Raw genomic sequence first — 17264 nt, forward strand, 5'->3', positions numbered from 1 at the left:
TCTGCCCTTTGCGGGGGAGGGTGGCCGCCGAAGGGGAGCGGGAGAGGGGAGCGACAGTGCAGGATAGGACTGTGCCCGTCATGCCGGTCGCGCCGTTTTCGGAGCCTGAGTTCCCCTCTTGCGGGACTTCGTCCCGGCCCGACCCCTGCTGACGCAGAGGGCGCCCATTGGGCCGCCCTCGCCCGCCGGGGGGGCAGGGCTGCGCCTCCGGCCGGCCCCCTGGTCCGAACCTTGCTGTGGGCGCGGCGTGCGCGCCGTTTGCCGAGGCGCGGTGTCGGGTCTAAGCCTCAACCACCGCGCACGCGGGGCGGCTTGTGCTCAACTTCGACGGTCCTGGAGTTCCGATTGTCCCGTTCAGCCCTGAAGACCCTCGTCCGCGGCGTGTCCGCGGCGGCGGTCGCGACCCTCGCGCTCGCCGCGCTGCCCGCGCAGGCCGCCAACGTCTTCCGCTTCGCCTTCCAGGGTGATCTGAAATCCCTCGACCCGTACTCCCTCAAGGAGAGCTTCACCGAGGGCATGCAGCAGGCGGCCTACGAGTCGCTCGTCACCCTCGACAAGAACCTGAAATTCGCCCCCGGACTCGCCGAATCCTGGGAGACGCCCGAGCCGACCCGCTGGCGCTTCCACCTGCGCAAGGGTGTGAAATTCCACGACGGCTCGCCCTTCACCGCCGACGACGTGCTCTTTTCCGCCCAGCGGGTCCGGGCCCCGGGCTCGAACTTCACCACCAACGTGCCGGCCGACGCCGAATTCGTGAAGGTCGACGACGCGACCGTCGACATGGTGCTGAAGAAGCCGAACCCGATCGCCATCGCCCAGTTCCCGACCTGGCTGATCATGTCGAAGGCGTGGTCGGAGAAGAACGGCGTCGTCCAGCCGACCCCGCCCAACGCCAGCAGCCCGAGCTACGCCACCCTGCACGAGAACGGCACCGGCCCGTTCGTGGTCGCCGAGCACCAGCCCGGCGTGAAGACGGTGTTCAAGAAGTTTCCCGGCTACTGGGGCAAGGTCGAGTCGAACCTCGACGAGGCGGTGCTGACCACCATCGCCAACCCGGCGACCCGCGTCGCCGCGCTGCTCTCCGGCGAGGTCGACTGGATCGATCCCGTGCCGCTGCAGGACCAGCAGCGGGTCAATGCCAGCGGCACCGCCATCGTGATGGCCGGCCCCGAGCTGCGCACGATCTTCCTCGGCATGGATCAGGACCGGGACGAGCTGAAGGATTCCTCCGTCAAGGGCAAGAACCCGTTCAAGGACATCAAGGTGCGCGAGGCCTTCTACCTCGCCATCGACGAGGACACGATCGCCAAGCGGGTGATGCGCGGGCAGGCGGTGCCCTCGGCCCTGATGATCGCCCCGAGCCTCTACGACCGCGGCGCCGAGTTCAAGCGTCCGGCCACCGACCTCAAGAAGGCCAAGGATCTGATGGCCCAGGCGGGCTACCCGGACGGGTTCTCGCTCACCATGGATTGCCCCAACGACCGCTACGTCAACGACGAGGCGATCTGCCAGGCGGTGGTCTCGATGCTCGCCCGCATCAACGTCAAGGTGAACCTCAACGCCCAGCCGAAGGCCAAGTACTTCGCCAAGGTGCTGGCGCCGGCCTACGACACCTCGTTCTACCTGCTCGGCTGGACCCCGTCGTCGCTGGACAGCCACAACATCCTCTACGAGATCGTCGGCTGCCGGAAACCCGGCGACAAGTCGGGCCGCGGCAGCTGGAACCTCGCGGGCTATTGCGATCCGAAGATCGACGCCATCGCCGACAAGGTCGAGGCCGAGACCGATAGACCTAAGCGCGACGCCCTGATCAAGGAGGGGTTCGACGTCCTGAACGCCGACTGGGGCTACATCCCGCTGCACCAGCAGGCCCTGGCCTGGGGCGTCTCCAAGAAGGTCCACCTGACCCAGCGCGCCGACAACCTGCTCCTGCTCTACTGGGTCTCGAAGGATCCCCAGTAGGGGCCGGGCGTGCTCGCCTTCCTGCTGCGCCGGGTGATCCAGGCGGCCGCCGTGCTGGCGGTCGTCGGGCTCATCGCCTTCGCGATGTTCCGGTTTGCGGGCGATCCCGTGAACCAGATCGTCGGGCCCGACACCACCGTGGCCGAGCGGGCCGAGATCCGGACGAGCCTCGGCCTCGACGATCCGGTGCTGGTCCAGTTCGCCCGCTACGCCGGCCGCGTGGCGCGGGGGCAGTTCGGCATCTCCTACCAGTTCCGGCAGCCGGTCTCGCAGCTGCTGGCCGAGCGGATGCCGGCGACCCTGGAACTCGCCTTCTGCGCCACGCTCTTCGCCCTGGTGGTCGGCGTGCTGATGGGCGTGTACTGCGCGCTCTACCGCGAATCCTGGCTCGCCGGGCTGTTCCAGGCGGTCTCGCTGATCGGGATCAGCCTGCCGACCTTTCTGATCGGCATCCTGCTGATCTACCTGTTCTCGGTGACGCTGGGCTGGCTGCCCTCCTACGGACGCGGCGACACGGTGCGGCTGGGCTGGTGGACCACCGGCTTCCTCACGACCTCCGGGCTCAAGGCCCTGATCCTGCCCTCCGTGACGCTGGGCCTGTTCCAGATGACCCTGATCATGCGGCTGGTGCGCGCCGAGATGCTGGAGGTGCTGCGCACCGACTACATCCGCTTCGCCCGGGCCCGCGGCCTCTCCACCCGGGCCGTCAACCTGCGCCACGCCCTCAAGAACACCCTGGTGCCGGTGATCACCATCGCGGGTCTCCAGCTCGGCTCGGTCATCGCCTTCTCGATCATCACCGAGACGGTGTTCCAGTGGCCCGGCATGGGCCTGCTGTTCGTCCAGGCGGTGCAGAACGTCGATATCCCGATCATGTCCGCGTATCTGCTGCTGGTCGCGCTGATCTTCGTGACCATCAACCTCGTGGTCGACATCCTCTACACCGTGGTCGATCCGCGCCTGCGGCTCTCGTCCGCGCGCACCGCGTGAGGGCGGCATGAGCGGATACGACCTCGACGCGGGCGATGCCCCGCCGGTCCCGCTGCCGGAGGCGGCGCCCTCGCGCATCGCGCGCTGGCGCGACTCCGACCTGCTGGCGAGCTTTCTGGGCTCGAAGACCGCCGTCGCGGCGCTGATCGCCACGGTGCTGATGGTCGGCCTCGCCTTCGCGGCGCCGCTGGTCTCGCCGCAGAACCCCTACGACCCCGCCCAGCTCGACCTGATCAACTCCAACCTGCCGCCGATCTGGCAGGCGGACGGCCAGGCGCCCTACTATCTCGGCACCGACGACCAGGGCCGGGACGTGCTCTCGGCGGTGCTGTACGGCCTGCGCCTGTCGCTGATCGTCGGCGTGCTCGGGGTGGTGACCTCCGGCATCCTCGGCATCGCCCTGGGATTGGTTGCCGGCTACGCGGGCGGAGCCGTCGACACCCTGATCATGCGGGTCGCCGACGTGCAGCTCACCTTCCCGGCGATCCTGATCGCCCTGGTGGTGGACGGCGTCGCCAAGGCGAGTTTCGGCAGCGCGCTCGATGTCGGGCCGCTGATCGGGCTGATCGTGGTCTCGATCGGCCTGTCGTTCTGGGTGCAGTACGCCCGGACGGTCCGCTCCTCCGTGATGGTCGAGAAGGGCAAGGACTACGTCCAGGCGGCGCGGCTGATCGGCCTGTCGTCGCCGGTGATCCTGGTCCGCCACGTGCTGCCGAACGTCACCGGCCCGGTCTTCGTGATCGCCACGATCAACCTCGCGCTCGCCATCATCACCGAGGCGACCCTGTCGTTCCTCGGCACCGGCCTCCCCGAGACCATGCCGTCGCTCGGCACCCTGATCCGCACCGGCAACCGGTTCCTGTTCTCCGGGGAGTGGTGGATCGTGGCCTTCCCGGGGGTGGCGCTGGCCGGGCTGGTCATCGCCATCAACCTGCTGGGGGATTGGCTGCGCGACGCGCTCAATCCGAAGCTGCAGTGATGGTGTTGAACCACGGCGTTTCCCGAGCTCATCCCACCCTCCACCTCATCCTGAGGCGCCGCAGCGGAGCGGAGGCCTCGAAGGAGCCCTCCAGGGATCGCGCGCCGTCTGGAGGCCTCCTTCGAGGCTCGCTGCGCTCGCACCTCAGGATGAGGGTGCGGGTGGGAGTAAGCTCGGCTGCCGGACCCGCCGCCTCATGACCGAAACAATCCTCTCCGTGCGCGACCTTTCGGTCACGTTCGACACCCGCCGCGGGCCGCTCACCGCCATCGACCGGGTGTCCTTCGACATCCACCGCGGCGAGATCCTGGGCGTCGTCGGCGAGTCCGGGGCCGGCAAGTCGGTGACCGGCTCGGCGGTGATCGGGCTGATCGACCGGCCCGGCCGGATCGCCGGCGGCGAGATCCTCTTGCGCGGCGAGCGCATCGACACCCTCTCCCCCGAGGCGATGCGGCGGGTGCGGGGCCGCCGGATCGGCATGATCTTCCAGGACCCGCTGACCTCCCTGGACCCGCTGTTCCGGGTCGGCGACCAGATCGTCGAGACTCTCCGCACCCACACGGACCTGTCGGGCCGGGCCGCCCGAACCCGCGCCATCGACCTGCTCGCCGAGGTCGGCATCCCGGCCCCCGAGCGGCGGATCGACGGCTATCCGCACGAATTCTCGGGCGGCATGCGCCAGCGGGTGGTGATCGCCCTCGCGCTCGCCGCCGAGCCGGAGCTGATCATCGCCGACGAGCCGACCACGGCGCTGGACGTCTCGGTCCAGGCTCAGATCATCACGCTGCTGAAGCGCCTGTGCCGGGAGCACGGCACCGCGGTGATGCTGGTGACCCACGACATGGGGGTGATCGCCGAGGCCGCCGACCGGGTCGCGGTGATGTATGCCGGACGGGTCGCCGAGATCGGCCCGGTCGCCGCCGTGATCGCCAAGCCGCACCACCCCTACGCGGTCGGCCTGATGGGCGCGATCCCGACCTTGTCGCAGGAGGCCGACCGGCTGAGCCAGATCCCCGGTTCGATGCCGCGGCTGACCGCGATCCCGAAGGGCTGCGCCTTCAACCCGCGTTGCCCGAAGGTGTTTGCGCGATGCCGCGTCGAGCGGCCGGAGCCGCAGGCCGTGGAGGCGAGCCGGGTGGCCTGTCACCTGTACGATGCGGCCGCCGCTCTCCCCTTCCCCCTGCGGGGAGGAGCCAAGGGTGGTGCAGACGGCACCATCACGCCCGATCCTGCACCACCCCCACCCTCGATCCCTCCCCGCAAGGGGGAGGGAAGGATCGCACGATGACGGCCTATGTCGAGGTCACCGACCTGCGCCGCCGGTTCGACGTGTCGAAGCCCTGGCTCAACCGGGTGCTGGAGCGCGAGCCCCGGAAATTTCTCACGGCTGTCGATCAGGTCGGCTTCGCGATCGAGAAAGGCGAGACCTTCGCGATCGTCGGCGAATCCGGCTCCGGCAAGTCGACGGTGGCCCGGATGGTGGTCGGCCTGCTGCCGCCCTCGGCCGGCGAGGTCCGCATCACCGGCATCTCGATGACCGATCCCCGGGAGGCGGCGGCCCGGCGGCGCCTGCGGTCGCGCATCCAGATGATCTTCCAGGATCCCTACGCCTCGATGAACCCGCGCTGGCGCGTGGGCAAGATCATCGCGGAGCCGATCCGGGCGTTCAACCTGATCCAGGGGGAGGGGGCGATCCGCGCCCGGGTCGGCGAGCTGCTCGGCCTCGTCGGCCTCCACCCGGACGATTCCAAAAAATACCCGCACGAATTCTCCGGCGGCCAGCGGCAGCGGGTCGCCATCGCCCGGGCGCTGGCCAGCCAGGCCGAGTTCCTGGTGGGCGACGAGCCGACCTCGGCGCTCGACGTCTCGGTGCAGGCGCAGATCCTCAACCTGATGCGCGATCTGCAGGACCGGCTCGGGCTGACCTACCTGTTCATCTCCCACAACCTCGCCGTGGTTCGCCACATGGCGACCCGGGTGGGGGTGATGTATCTCGGCCGCCTCGTCGAGGTTGCGGCCGCCCGCGACCTGTTCGCGGCGCCCCGCCACCCCTACACGCGGATGCTCCTCGACGCGGTGCCCGACCTCGCCCATGTCGGCCGGGCCCGGGTGCCGGTCTCCGGCGAGATCCCGAACCCGATCGACCCGCCCCCCGGCTGCACCTTCAACCCGCGCTGCCCGCTGGCGAACGACCGCTGCCGCACCGAGGTGCCGGCGCTCCGCGACGGCGTCGCCTGCCACGCCGTGCAGGAGGGGCGGGCCTAGAGCCTCGTCCCGAAGCGAACCCCCGCCTCCGGATGGGGGGCGGGTTCGCTCCGCCCTGGCGTGCGGTAAACCCGGTCGCGACGGTCACGTCCGGCCGGACAGGAATGCTGTTTCTGAAACCTTGCGCGGTTGCGCGGTACAGAAATCAGGTTCATACGCTGATGTGATGCATAATATCTTCACCACGGATCAAGTACAAGAGGGGGACCGATTCAGACACTGGCGGAATGTCAGTGAAGAGCGTCTGGTTCCGATGGATCAGGTCTACATCGGAGACGGACCGTTCCATGCCAGAGTCGACGCCGCAACGATCGGAAACTTGGAGTTCACCAAATTCTCGATAAGAAACCTGAGATCGAATTCGACGCCGCGTTCGTTTCGACACGAAAACAGTAAAACGGACGTGCTTTTCGTCAGCTTGGTGCTCTCAGGGTCGGTATCGGCGGATCAAAATGATCACGTCAGCACGGAAAATGCTGGCGACTTTAGTATACGAGACCACAGCATGCCCTGGACGATCGAGCACGCTGGATACAGCGAGATGCTGGCGATCCAGATCCCGCGGGATCGGCTGGAGGGCATGCTGGGGACATCCCGCCGCTTCACCGGACTGACCGTGGACGGCACCCTGCCGACCGCGACCCTGACCCGGTCGTTCCTGTGCAACCTCGCGCGCGTGGGCGAGGACCTGGCGCCCCACGCGGCCGAGCGGATGGTCTCGGTGGGCATCGATCTCATCATCGCCTGCTTGGCCGGGCGCATGGCGAAGGAGCCGCCCAAGGCCCTGCACGGGACGCTGACCGTGCAGCGCGCCAAAGCCTACGTGGCGGCGAACCTCGGCGACCCCAACCTCGATCCGTCGCAGGTCGCCGCCGCCATGGGGGTCTCGCTGCGCCACCTGCAGGCGCTGTTTCGCGCGGACGGGCGCAACATCGCCGGCTGGATCTGGCAACGGCGGCTCGAAATGGCCGCGCAGCGCCTGTCCGATCCCGCCTGCCTCAACGTTCAGGTCGGCGAAGTCGCCTATCGTTGCGGTTTCGCCGACCAGGCTCACTTCTCCCGCCGCTTCCGGGACCGCTACGGCGTATGTCCGCGCGAATACCGCCACGCGGCGCTGTCTCAGGCCGCGCCCTGACGCGGGAGGCCAGCCCCGGAACGTCGCCGCTTGGCCGGATCGCCGCGTCGATTGCGGGTGCCGCCGCTGAACCCATCCCGGGGCGACGGCGCGGAAGTCCGGCCCGCGCGACGGATCCGTCATGGCGTACCGGATCCCGATGGGGTGCGCCTGACTCCTTCGGTTCGGATCCGGACGGTCGGGCCGGTCCGCCGCGGCGATTCGGGACAAACGGGCCCGAGCGAATACCCCGAGCCGAGATATGATTTCGTCGCTTAATATTGATCTACACAAATCAAATTTCGATGACCGTTCTTACTACGGCTCGTAAAGTCGATATTCCGGTCGATCTTCTACGAACACAGATTATAGCGCGTATTGATTGAAAGACTTGACGGGCTTGCGCGGATCACGCTATGGCCAGTCTAATATCTCTCCTGTGCGAGATGTGGCGCAGAGGATCTGGAGGCACGATCCGTGATCCTGAAAAAGATCACGCCGGGGTCGGGTTCGATCTTTGCCGAGCGCAATCTTGATGCCTCTTCCACATGGACTTGAGCGGGTCCGGATGGACCGGGTGCCGGCGACGGGGATGCACGTTATCGGCGTCGTGAATTCCGGGCTACGATCAGGGGACGGGGTTCGCGAGTCGCGGCTTCGGGGTCTCGGCTCCGGAACCGGAGCGCGTCCGCTTCTCCCCGTCGGGCAGGGACGGCGGTTTCTCGGTCCCGCGATCGGCGCGGCGGCCGGACCCAGAGCGACAGGTAGGGTGCATGGATCCTGAAGGATCCGGGACTGGGCCGGGGGCCTCGCCCCGACGGGCCGACCGGCCATTGCGGATCCTCGCCGTCGCCGTCCAGAAGGGCGGCACCGGCAAGACCACGCTGGCCGCATCCCTGGCCGTCGCCGCCGCGGAGGCCGGCGAACGCGTGACCGCACTCGACCTCGACCCGCAGAATTCGCTGGCGGGTTGGGGCACCCTTCGGACGAACGGCTCCGTCGCGGTCGACCGGGTCCAGCCCTGGGAGATCGGGCAGCTCACGGCGATTCTGGACCTGCTCGCCGCGCAGGGCACCACGCTCGCCGTCCTCGACACCGCCGGCAGCGCGACCGGGCTCGCCCCGGCCCTGAAGACCGCCGATTTCGTGCTGTTGCCGGTGCGGCCCTCCCGGCTCGACATCGTGGCGGCCCGCCCGACGCTCAAGGCCCTGGTCGGCGTCGGATTGCGCGGCCGGCTGGCCCTGGTGCTGAACCAGTGCCCGCCGCCACCCTCGCCACGCACCACCACCTATGCCGACCAGTTGCGCGCGCTGGGGGTGCTGGCCGAGCCCGGTATCATCCACCGGGTCGACCATCAGGACGCCCTGGCCACGGGGCTGGGCGTGACGGAATACGCCCCCGGTGGCCCGGCCGCGGAGGAGATCCGCGCCCTCTGGGGCTGGATCGACGTGAAGATGCGGGCGACGGCCGCGCGCTGATCCCAGCGCTGGTGATCTCAGCGCTGCTGATCTGAGCCCTGGCCGAGGGCCGCCAGGATCCGCGCCCAGGAGCGCGTGCCCTTGTGGAAGCTCGTCAGGTCGTACTTCTCGTTGGGCGAGTGGATGCGGTCGTCGTCGAGGCCGAAGCCGATCAGCAGGGTGTCGCGGTCGAGGAGCCGCTTGAAGTCCCCGACGATCGGGATCGAGCCGCCGGCGCCCACGGTCACGGCCGGCACGCCCCATTCCTCGGCGAGCGCCGCCTTGGCGGCCCCGAGCTGCGGCATGTCGAAGGGCAGGCTGATCGCCCGCGAACCCTTGTAGGTGATCACCGCGACCGTGCAGTCGGAGGGCACCCGCTCCCGCACGAAGGCCTCGAACGCCTGCGCCAGCACCTTCGGATCCTGGTCGTCCACGAGGCGGAACGAGATCTTGGCCAAGGCCGTGGAGGCGATCACCGTCTTGGTGCCCGCGCCGGTATAGCCGCCGATGATGCCGTTGGCGTCGCAGGACGGGCGCGACTGCACCAGCTCGATCGGCATCCGCCCGCGCTCGCCCGCGGGCTCCTTCAGGCCGATCGGCCCGAGCAGCGCCTCCGGCGTCAGGCCGAGGCCGCGCCACTGCTCCAGCACCTCGGGCGGGCGCTCATGCACGCCCTCGTAGAAGCCCGGGATGGTCACCCGCCCGTCCGAATCGTGCAGGTCGGCGATGATCCGGGCAAGCACATGGATCGGGTTGCGGGCGGCGCCGCCGAAGAACCCCGAATGCAGGTCGCGGTCGGCGCAGGTGACCTTCACCTCGAAATAGGCGAGGCCGCGCAGCGACGCGGTGATCGCCGGCGTCCGCCGGTCCCACATCCCGGTATCACAGACGAGCACCACGTCGCAGCCGAGTTTTTCGCGGTTGGCCGCGACCCATTCCGGAAGCCCCTGCGAGCCGCTCTCCTCGGCGCCCTCGATCAGGATCGTGACGCCGCAGGGCAGCGCGCCGCTCATGGCGATATGGGCCCGGCACGCCTCCACGAAGGTCATGACCTGACCCTTGTCGTCGGAGGCGCCGCGCCCGACGATTTTTTTGCCACCCCGGCCGTCCTCGGCGATGCGCGGCTCGAAGGGCGGCGTCGTCCAGAGGTCGAGCGGGTCGACCGGCTGCACGTCGTAATGGCCGTAGAACAGCACGTGCGGCGCGCCGGGCTTCGGCTTGGTCGCCAGCACCACGGGATGGAGCGACGTCTCCTCCACGGCGGTCTCGAAGCCGAGCGCTGTGAGGTCCTGGGCGAGCCAGGCGGCGGCGGCCCGGCAATCGCTGGCATGGGCGGGCTCGGTGGAGATCGACGGGATCCGCAGGAAGGCGAACAGCCGCTCCAGGGCGTTCTCCAGGTCCGTGTCGATGTCGTTGAGGATCGCGTCGAGCGCGGCCATCGGGATCTCCGGGATGCGGCGGGGATTTCTTCGAGACGAGGGTTACTCGAGGCGAGGCGGGCGCGGCAACGCCCGCCTCGCCGATCGCTGAGACCGATCGTCCTCGGAACAGGCGCAGATTGGAATGGTTATCGACGGATCTGGCTGCCCGGCCCATGCCGCTGCCACCCCGGACTGATCCATTTCCTATCCGGCCCCGCGGCCGGCCCAGATCGTGGACACACCATGCTGTTAGAAAAAAGCCCGCCGGTGCGGGCCGATACCGGCCTCGCCATCACCCTGACGATCAACGGGCAGCGCCGCGAACTCCACGTCGCGCCCTGGACCACGCTCCTCGACCTGCTCCGCGAAAAACTCGACCTCACCGGCACCAAGAAGGGCTGCGACCACGGCCAGTGCGGCGCCTGCACGGTGCTGGTGAACGGTACAAGGGTGAATGCCTGCCTGACGCTGGCGGTGATGAAGGACGGCGCCGAGATCACCACGGTCGAGGGTCTGGCGGGCCTCGGCGCGAGGGCGGGCAGCAACGCCCTCCACCCGATCCAGGAGGCGTTCATCGAGCACGACGCCTTCCAGTGCGGCTACTGCACCCCGGGCCAGCTCTGCTCCTCGGTCGGCCTGCTGAACGAGGGCCATGCCCACACCCGGGACGAGATCCGGGAGGCGATGAGCGGCAACATCTGCCGCTGCGGCGCCTACACCAACATCGTCGACGCCATCGAGGACGTCCTGCAGGGAGCCGGCGCATGAACCGCTTCGACTATGTCCGCGCCGGCACGGTGGCGGAGGCGGTGCAGGCCTATGGGGCGGGCGCGCGGTTCATCGCCGGCGGCACCAACCTGATCGACCTGATGAAGTACGAGGTCGAGAAGCCCGGCCGGCTGATCGACATCACCCGCCTGCCGCTGGACCGGATCGAGGACCACGCGGGCGGCCTGCGGCTCGGGGCGCTGGCTACCAACGCCACGGTCGCCTACGACGAGAGGGTCGCCGAGCGCTATCCGCTCCTGCGCAACGCCATCCTGGCGGGGGCCTCCGCGCAGCTGCGCAACGCCGCCTCCACGGGCGGCAACCTGCTCCAGCGGACCCGCTGCTACTACTTTTACGATACGGCCACGCCCTGCAACAAGCGCGAGCCCGGCTCCGGCTGCCCGGCCATCGGCGGCGTGAACCGCATCCACGCGATCTTCGGGGCGAGCGAGAGCTGCATCGCCACCCATCCCTCCGACATGTGCATCGCGCTCGCCGCCCTGGAGGCGACCGTGCAGGTGAGCGGTCCGCAGGGCGATCGGACGATCCCGTTCGCCGAGTTCCACCGGCTGCCGGGCGACACGCCGGACCGAGACACCACCCTCGCCCCGGGGGAGATCGTGGTCTCGGTCGACCTGCCGGAGAGCCGGTTCCCGCAGCACTACACCTATCTGAAGCTGCGCGACCGGCTGTCCTACGCCTTCGCGTTGGTCTCGGTGGCGGCGGGTCTCGAACTCGATGGCGACACGGTGAAGACCGCCCGGCTGGCGCTCGGCGGCGTCGCCCACAAGCCCTGGCGCAACCGCGAGGCCGAGGCCCTGCTCGCGGGCAAGCCCGCCACCCGCGAGAGCTTCCAGCAGGCGGCCGACCTCATCGTCGCCGAGGCCAAGCCGCAATCGGAGAACGGCTTCAAGATCGATCTCGCCCGGCGGGCCATCGTGCGCGGCCTCGAACAGGCCGCCGCCGGCACGCCCCAGTCGCTCAGCGACAAGCGCATCCAGTAGGCACCCCCCCGATGACCCAGACCTTCAGCTCCACCGGCCGCCACACCTTCGTGGGCAGCCCGCGCAGCCGCATCGACGGACCCGCCAAGGTCACCGGACTCGCCAAATACGCCGGCGAGTTCGCCGCCCCCGATCTCGCCTACGGCTATGTCGTATCGAGCACCATCACCAAGGGCCGGATCACCGCGATCGATGCCAGCGCCGCGGAGGCGGTGCCGGGCGTCCTCAAGGTGATCACCCACGAGAACCGGCCCCGCACCGCCTGGCGCGACAAGAACTTCCAGGACGCGGTGGCGCCCCCCGGCTCGCCGTTCCGTGCCCTCTACGACGACCTGATCGTCTATAGCGGCCAGCCCGTCGCCCTGGTGGTGGCCGAGGATTTCGAGACCGCGCGCTACGCGGCTTCGCTGGTTCATGTCCGCTACGAGGCCCAGGACCACGCCACCGACATCAAGGCCCTGCGCGGCGACGCCTACGATCCGCCGGAGAAGCGCAGCGGCATCAAGCCGCCGCCCGAGCCCTGGGGCGACGCCGACGCCGCCTTCGGCCGCGCGCCGGTCCGCATCCAGGGCGACTACCGGATCGCCAACGAGCACCACAACCCGATGGAGCCCCACGCCTCGACCGTCGTGGTCGAGACGGACGGGACCTACACGGTCTACGACAAGGTCCAGGGCGTCTCGAACAGCCAGCAGTACCTCGCCGGGGTGTTCGGCCTGAAGCCCGATCAGGTGCGGGTTCTCAATCCCTATCTGGGCGGCGGCTTCGGCTCGGGCCTGCGTCCGCAATACCAGCTGTTCCTGGCGATGCTGGCCGCCCAGGAGCTGAAGCGCTCCGTCCGCGTGACCCTGACCCGCGACCAGATGTGGTCCTTCACCTACCGGCCCGAGGCGCTCCAGACCATCGCCCTGGGGGCCGAGCGCGACGGCACCCTGACGGCCCTCCGGCACGGCGCCGTGCAGGGCACCTCGCATTACGAGGACTACCAGGAGGTCGTGGTGAACTGGTCGGGCGTCCTCTATCGCTGCGACAATGTCGCCCTGACCTACGCCCTGGCCAAGCTCGACACCGCGACCCCCGGCGACATGCGTGCGCCGGGCGCGGTGAGCGGGGTCTTCGCCATCGAGACCGCCATGGACGAGCTCGCCTATGCGACCGGGATGGATCCGATCGCCCTGCGGCTCAAGAACTACGCGGACTCGGATGCCACCGCCGGGGGCAAGCCGTTCGGCTCGAAGGAGCTGAAGAGCTGCTTCGCACAGGGCGCCGAGCGCTTCGGCTGGGCCAAGCGCAGCCCTGAGCCCCGCTCCATGCGGGACGGGCGGGAGCTGGTCGGCTGGGGCGTCGCCACCGGCGTCTGGGAATCGATGATGATGCAGTCGAGCGCCATCGCGACCCTGACCCCCGACGGGCGGCTGACGGTGGGCAACTCCACCGGCGATATCGGCACCGGCACCTACACGATCCTCACCCAGATCGCCGCCGACACCCTCGGCCTGCCCATGGAATCGGTGACCACCAAGCTCGGCGACACCCGCCTGCCCGAGGCTCCGGTCGCGGGTGGCTCCTGGACCGCGGCCTCCTCCGGCACCGCCGTGATGAAGGCCTGCCGCAACGTCGGCGAACAGGTGTTCAAGCGCGCCCGGGCCATGGAGAACTCGCCCCTGGCCAACGTCGATTTCGACCGCGCCGTGTTCGCGGACGGCCGTATCTCGGTCGCGGGCGATCCGGGCCGCAGCGTCGCCCTGGTGGAGGTGCTGAAGGCGGCCGGACTCGACAAGGTCGAGGCCGTCGAGGCGGCCGGGCCCGACAAGGACTTCAACAAGACCTACGAGGCCTACACCCACTCGGCGGTCTTCGTGGAGGTGAAGGTCGACGAGGAGCTGGGGCAGGTCCGGGTGACCCGCGTCGTCTCGGCGATCGCGGCCGGCAAGGTGCTGAACCCCAAGACCGCGCGCAGCCAGATTCTCGGCGGCGTGGTGATGGGGATCGGCTCGGCGCTGGAGGAGGAGTCGATGCTCGACCACCGCGTCGGCCGGTTCATGAACCACAATCTCGGCGAGTACCACGTGCCGGTGAACGCCGACATCTACGATATCGACGTGATCTTCGTGGACGAGGAGGACAAGGCCAACCCCCTCGGCGTGAAGGGTCTCGGCGAGATCGGCATCGTCGGCACGGCGGCGGCGATCACCAACGCGGTGTTCCACGCCACCGGCAAGCGGGTCCGTGACCTGCCGATCACGATCGACAAGCTGTTGTGAGGAGGGGCGGCCGATGTTTCACGGGAAACATCGGCCGCCTGTGAGCCTTGCGATTCGGTACGCGAAGGCCATCTTGGGCACCGAGCGGCGATCGTCCCGCACGAGATCCCCGTGAGCCACCTCTTGCAATCCTGGCGCTTCTGGGCGCTCGCCGCCGCGGGCTTCGCGGCGCTCACCGCGATCCTCGCCAAGGTCGGGGTCACGGGCGTCCAGTCCGATGTCGCGACCTTCGTGCGGACCGCGGTGATCCTGGTCTTCGCCGGGGCGATCGTCCTCGGCTCCGGTCAGGCCGGGGGCCTCGCGCAGATCTCCGGCCGCAGCCTCGTCATCCTGGTCCTGTCGGGGCTCGCCACCGGGGCGTCCTGGCTGTGCTACTTCCGGGCGCTGTCGCTCGGCGATGCCGCCCGGGTCGCGCCGATCGACAAGCTCAGCGTCGTTCTGGTGGCGATCCTCGGCACCACCCTGCTCGGCGAGACCCTGAGCCTCGCCGCCTGGGCGGGCGTCACGCTGATCGCGGCGGGCGCCGCCCTCGTCGCCTCGGGCTGGTGAGGCCGCGCACCGATCCGTTAACCCGATCCGCGCATGCTGCAGGTCCCTCGCGAAAGGGGACCATCATGGATTGGGTCTACCGCGGCTTCGAGACCTCGCTCCTCGGTCTCGCCCTGGGCCTCGGCCTCGCCGCCTGCCTGACGCTCGGCACCGGGCGCATGCCGGCCGACACGCCCTCCGTCACCCTGCCGATGCTCACGGTGACCGCCCCCGCGCCCTGAGGCGGGGGGCGGCCGGTCGTCAGGCGGCGCTCGGGACGGCGCGGAACATGAAGCTCCGGGCCTCGGCGTCCATCTCCGCCTTGAACGTATGGCGGCCCTTCAGGGCCTCCGCGGCCTGGGCGGCCGGCCGGGCATTGACGGCGTCGAGGTGGCGCTTGACGTTGGGCAGATCCGCGAAGGCGCTCTCGCCAAGGATGAACGGCACCATCCGGGCCCAGCCCCAGACCGCCATGTCGACGATCGTGTAGGTCTCGCCCAGCATGTAGGCGCGGTCGGCGAGCCGCCGGTCGAGGATGTCCCAGTGGCGGCGCGCCTCGAACGCGTAGCGCTCGGTGGCGTAGGCGCCGCCGTCCTGGGCGAAGTGGCGGAAATGTACGCACTGGCCGGAGAATGGCCCGATGCCGGTGGCCACGAACATCAGCCAGGACAGCATCTCGCTCCGCACCGCCTCGCCCTCGGGCAGGAACCGCCCGGTCTTGCCCGCGAGGTAGAGCAGGATGGCGTTCGAATCGAACACCGTCACGTCGCCATCGGCGATCGTCGGCACCTTCCCGTTCGGGTTGAGCGCCGTGTAGGCGGGCTCGAACTGCTCGCCCCTGCGCGCATCGACCGGAACCGGCTCGTAGGGCAGGCCCATCTCCTCCAGGCAGAGGGCGACCTTCATCGGATTGGGGCTGAGATTGTAATAGAATCGAATCACGGCGCTCTCCCTGAACGACCCCGGCAGGATGTCCGGAGTCGGGTCCCGCACAAGCCGCGGCCGCGCAGGACGGCTATTCCGTCACGATCTTGTAGCTGCGGCCAGGCACCAGCGCGGCGCCCCGCTCCAGGCCGTTGAGGACGAGGAACCGGTCGAGCGCCCGGTCCGGTACCGCCATGCGGCGGGCGAGATCCTCGGCGGCGGTCGAGGTCGCCGGCACCACCTGCAGCCGCAGGGGCCGCAGGATGGCCTCGTCGGGCGAGATCGGGCCGAGGGTCTCGATCCAGCGGCGGAAGGCCGGCTCCGGATCGGCGGCGCCCTTGGCGGCCATGATCATCCGGTAGGTCGAGTCGCCGATCCGGATCGCCGCGAGGCGGAAGGTCCAGTCCTTGCCCCGCGAGAGCGCGAAGGCCGCCGGGTGGCCGGACACCTCCCGGGTCTCGAAGCCGGCCGGATCGAACGCGTCGTTCCAGCTCGCCTTCAGCACCGCGTCGAGGGGCTGACCCTCCTTGGCCTCGATCTGGTCGAACAGCAGGCGCCGGCTGCCGTCCGGGGTCGTGCCGAGCACCGCCGAGCGGGTGTTCTCCAGGGCGAAGCCATCCGGCACCTCGAAGGCGATGCCCAGGCCCGGATGGATGAAGCGGTGGCCCCGCACCGCGCCATCGCGGGGGTTGTCGCCGTAGGCGAGCCCGTCCACCGCGGCGAGATAGGCGGCGCGGTCGTCGGTGCCGATGCCCGGCGCGCCGATGCGGCGGGCCGCCCGGGTCACCTGGGTGACGCGCTCGGCGGTGCCCGGATGGGTCGCCAGCATGTCGGGCTCGTTGGCGCTGCCGGCCGCCTTCAGCCCGGTCGAGCGGTTGAGGGCGGTGAGGAAGCGGCCGGCCGCGAACGGATCGTAGCCGGCCTTGGCCAGGGTGCGCACGCCGGTGGCGTCCGCCTCCAGCTCCTGCTCCCGGGAGAAGCGGGCCAGCGCGAAGCGCGACTGGTTCTGCAGCTGCACCCCGGTGGCCGGGTCGTTCAGCACGTCCGCCACGACCCGGCTGACCAGGGCCGAGCGCAGTTCCAGCTCGCTCCGGGCCGTGGCGTGGTTGAGGGTGACGTGGGCCATCTCGTGCGCCAGCACGGCCGCCACCTCGGAGGTGTCGCTCGCCAGCGCCACCAGCCCGCGGGTGACGTAGAGCCGGCCGTTCGGCAGGGCGAAGGCATTGACCACGGGGGAATCGAGGAGCGTCACCACGTAGGCCTGGTCGGGCCGGTCGCTCGCCTTCACGAGCCGGTCGGTCACCTCGGTGAGCATCCGCGTGACGTTGGGCGCGCGTGCCTCGCCCCCGAAGGAGGCCACCAGCTTGAGGTGGTCGGCATCGGCGACGCGCTCGCGGCCGGTGGTCCGCGGCGCCTCCGCGGGCACCCGGATCACGGCCGGCTGCACGGTCGCGGCGGTCTGGTCGGCCACGCAGGCGCCCAGGGCGAGGCCCAGGACCGCGCACACGGCCAGGGCCCCGGCCCGGGCCGCCGCACCGGGCGGGAACCGTCCCGCCACCCGAAACACCCCCGTGATCCCGCCCATCGC

At 69.7% G+C, this 17264-nt stretch carries 14 protein-coding genes and 1 pseudogene; 12 read left to right on the top strand and 3 right to left on the bottom strand.

The window, feature by feature from the left end; genetic code table 11:
- The first annotated feature begins 345 nt into the window (after positions 1 to 345).
- The 7 genes and pseudogenes from MKK69_RS20915 (at position 346) to MKK69_RS20945 (ending at position 8788) form a co-directional block, all read left to right on the top strand.
- Positions 346 to 1962, top strand: a complete 1617-nt coding sequence (locus MKK69_RS20915; protein ID WP_243971058.1) for an ABC transporter substrate-binding protein — start codon at positions 346 to 348, stop codon at positions 1960 to 1962.
- 9 nt (positions 1963 to 1971) lie between these two features.
- Positions 1972 to 2952 carry an ABC transporter permease gene (locus tag MKK69_RS20920; protein ID WP_243971060.1) on the top strand — a complete coding sequence of 327 codons (981 nt, stop codon included), beginning with the start codon at positions 1972 to 1974 and terminating at the stop codon, positions 2950 to 2952.
- A 7-nt stretch (positions 2953 to 2959) separates the two neighbouring features.
- Positions 2960 to 3931, top strand: a complete 972-nt coding sequence (locus MKK69_RS20925) for an ABC transporter permease (RefSeq protein WP_243971062.1) — start codon at positions 2960 to 2962, stop codon at positions 3929 to 3931.
- Positions 3932 to 4127: 196 nt separating this feature from the next.
- A pseudogene (locus MKK69_RS20930) lies at positions 4128 to 5093 on the top strand (ABC transporter ATP-binding protein); the annotation flags it as partial.
- A 122-nt stretch (positions 5094 to 5215) separates the two neighbouring features.
- Entirely contained in the window at positions 5216 to 6196 is a 981-nt protein-coding gene (locus tag MKK69_RS20935; RefSeq protein ID WP_243971065.1) for an ABC transporter ATP-binding protein, read from the top strand.
- 166 nt (positions 6197 to 6362) lie between these two features.
- Positions 6363 to 7331: a helix-turn-helix domain-containing protein gene (locus tag MKK69_RS20940; protein WP_279598535.1), complete on the top strand. Its 969-nt coding sequence runs from the start codon at positions 6363 to 6365 to the stop codon at positions 7329 to 7331.
- A gap of 752 nt (positions 7332 to 8083) precedes the next feature.
- A complete protein-coding gene (locus MKK69_RS20945; protein ID WP_243971069.1) occupies positions 8084 to 8788 on the top strand; it encodes a ParA family protein in 705 nt (234 codons plus the stop codon).
- A 17-nt stretch (positions 8789 to 8805) separates the two neighbouring features.
- On the opposite strand, the gene MKK69_RS20950 is transcribed toward MKK69_RS20945, so the two are convergent.
- Entirely contained in the window at positions 8806 to 10206 is a 1401-nt protein-coding gene (locus tag MKK69_RS20950; protein WP_243971071.1) for a M20/M25/M40 family metallo-hydrolase, read from the bottom strand.
- Positions 10207 to 10431: 225 nt separating this feature from the next.
- On the opposite strand from MKK69_RS20950, the gene MKK69_RS20955 reads away from it, so the two are divergent.
- From MKK69_RS20955 to MKK69_RS20975, 5 genes are all read left to right on the top strand, one after another.
- On the top strand, positions 10432 to 10956 hold the full coding sequence (locus MKK69_RS20955; protein WP_243971072.1) for a (2Fe-2S)-binding protein: 525 nt from the start codon (positions 10432 to 10434) through the stop codon (positions 10954 to 10956).
- Positions 10953 to 11960, top strand: a complete 1008-nt coding sequence (locus MKK69_RS20960; protein WP_243971074.1) for an FAD binding domain-containing protein — start codon at positions 10953 to 10955, stop codon at positions 11958 to 11960. Before MKK69_RS20955 ends, MKK69_RS20960 begins: the two co-directional genes overlap by 4 nt.
- Positions 11961 to 11971: 11 nt before the next feature.
- Positions 11972 to 14224, top strand: coding sequence for a xanthine dehydrogenase family protein molybdopterin-binding subunit (locus MKK69_RS20965; protein ID WP_243971076.1), 2253 nt, complete (start codon positions 11972 to 11974; stop codon positions 14222 to 14224).
- Between the two features lie 111 nt (positions 14225 to 14335).
- Entirely contained in the window at positions 14336 to 14773 is a 438-nt protein-coding gene (locus tag MKK69_RS20970) for an EamA family transporter (protein WP_243971078.1), read from the top strand.
- A 65-nt stretch (positions 14774 to 14838) separates the two neighbouring features.
- Entirely contained in the window at positions 14839 to 14994 is a 156-nt protein-coding gene (locus tag MKK69_RS20975) for a hypothetical protein (RefSeq protein WP_243971080.1), read from the top strand.
- Positions 14995 to 15013: 19 nt separating this feature from the next.
- Here MKK69_RS20975 and MKK69_RS20980 read toward each other — a convergent pair whose 3' ends face one another.
- Both MKK69_RS20980 and MKK69_RS20985 read right to left on the bottom strand, forming a co-directional pair.
- On the bottom strand, positions 15014 to 15694 hold the full coding sequence (locus MKK69_RS20980; RefSeq protein ID WP_243971081.1) for a glutathione S-transferase family protein: 681 nt from the start codon (positions 15692 to 15694) through the stop codon (positions 15014 to 15016).
- A 73-nt stretch (positions 15695 to 15767) separates the two neighbouring features.
- On the bottom strand, positions 15768 to 17261 hold the full coding sequence (locus MKK69_RS20985; RefSeq protein ID WP_243971083.1) for a M48 family metalloprotease: 1494 nt from the start codon (positions 17259 to 17261) through the stop codon (positions 15768 to 15770).
- Positions 17262 to 17264 lie beyond the last annotated feature (3 nt).

The sequence above is a fragment of the Methylobacterium sp. J-026 genome (assembly GCF_022829585.1).
GTDB lineage: Bacteria > Pseudomonadota > Alphaproteobacteria > Rhizobiales > Beijerinckiaceae > Methylobacterium.

Excerpts from the sequence above, each read along its gene's own strand:
- MKK69_RS20925 (WP_243971062.1), top strand. The coding sequence starts at position 2,960 with ATGAGCGGATACGACCTCGACGCGGGCGATGCCCCGCCGGTCCCGCTG.
- MKK69_RS20935 (WP_243971065.1), top strand. The coding sequence starts at position 5,216 with ATGACGGCCTATGTCGAGGTCACCGACCTGCGCCGCCGGTTCGACGTG.
- MKK69_RS20940 (WP_279598535.1), top strand. The coding sequence starts at position 6,363 with ATGCATAATATCTTCACCACGGATCAAGTACAAGAGGGGGACCGATTC.
- MKK69_RS20945 (WP_243971069.1), top strand. The coding sequence starts at position 8,084 with ATGGATCCTGAAGGATCCGGGACTGGGCCGGGGGCCTCGCCCCGACGG.
- MKK69_RS20950 (WP_243971071.1), bottom strand. The coding sequence starts at position 10,206 with ATGGCCGCGCTCGACGCGATCCTCAACGACATCGACACGGACCTGGAG.
- MKK69_RS20955 (WP_243971072.1), top strand. The coding sequence starts at position 10,432 with ATGCTGTTAGAAAAAAGCCCGCCGGTGCGGGCCGATACCGGCCTCGCC.
- MKK69_RS20960 (WP_243971074.1), top strand. The coding sequence starts at position 10,953 with ATGAACCGCTTCGACTATGTCCGCGCCGGCACGGTGGCGGAGGCGGTG.
- MKK69_RS20965 (WP_243971076.1), top strand. The coding sequence starts at position 11,972 with ATGACCCAGACCTTCAGCTCCACCGGCCGCCACACCTTCGTGGGCAGC.
- MKK69_RS20975 (WP_243971080.1), top strand. The coding sequence starts at position 14,839 with ATGGATTGGGTCTACCGCGGCTTCGAGACCTCGCTCCTCGGTCTCGCC.
- MKK69_RS20985 (WP_243971083.1), bottom strand. The coding sequence starts at position 17,261 with ATGGGCGGGATCACGGGGGTGTTTCGGGTGGCGGGACGGTTCCCGCCC.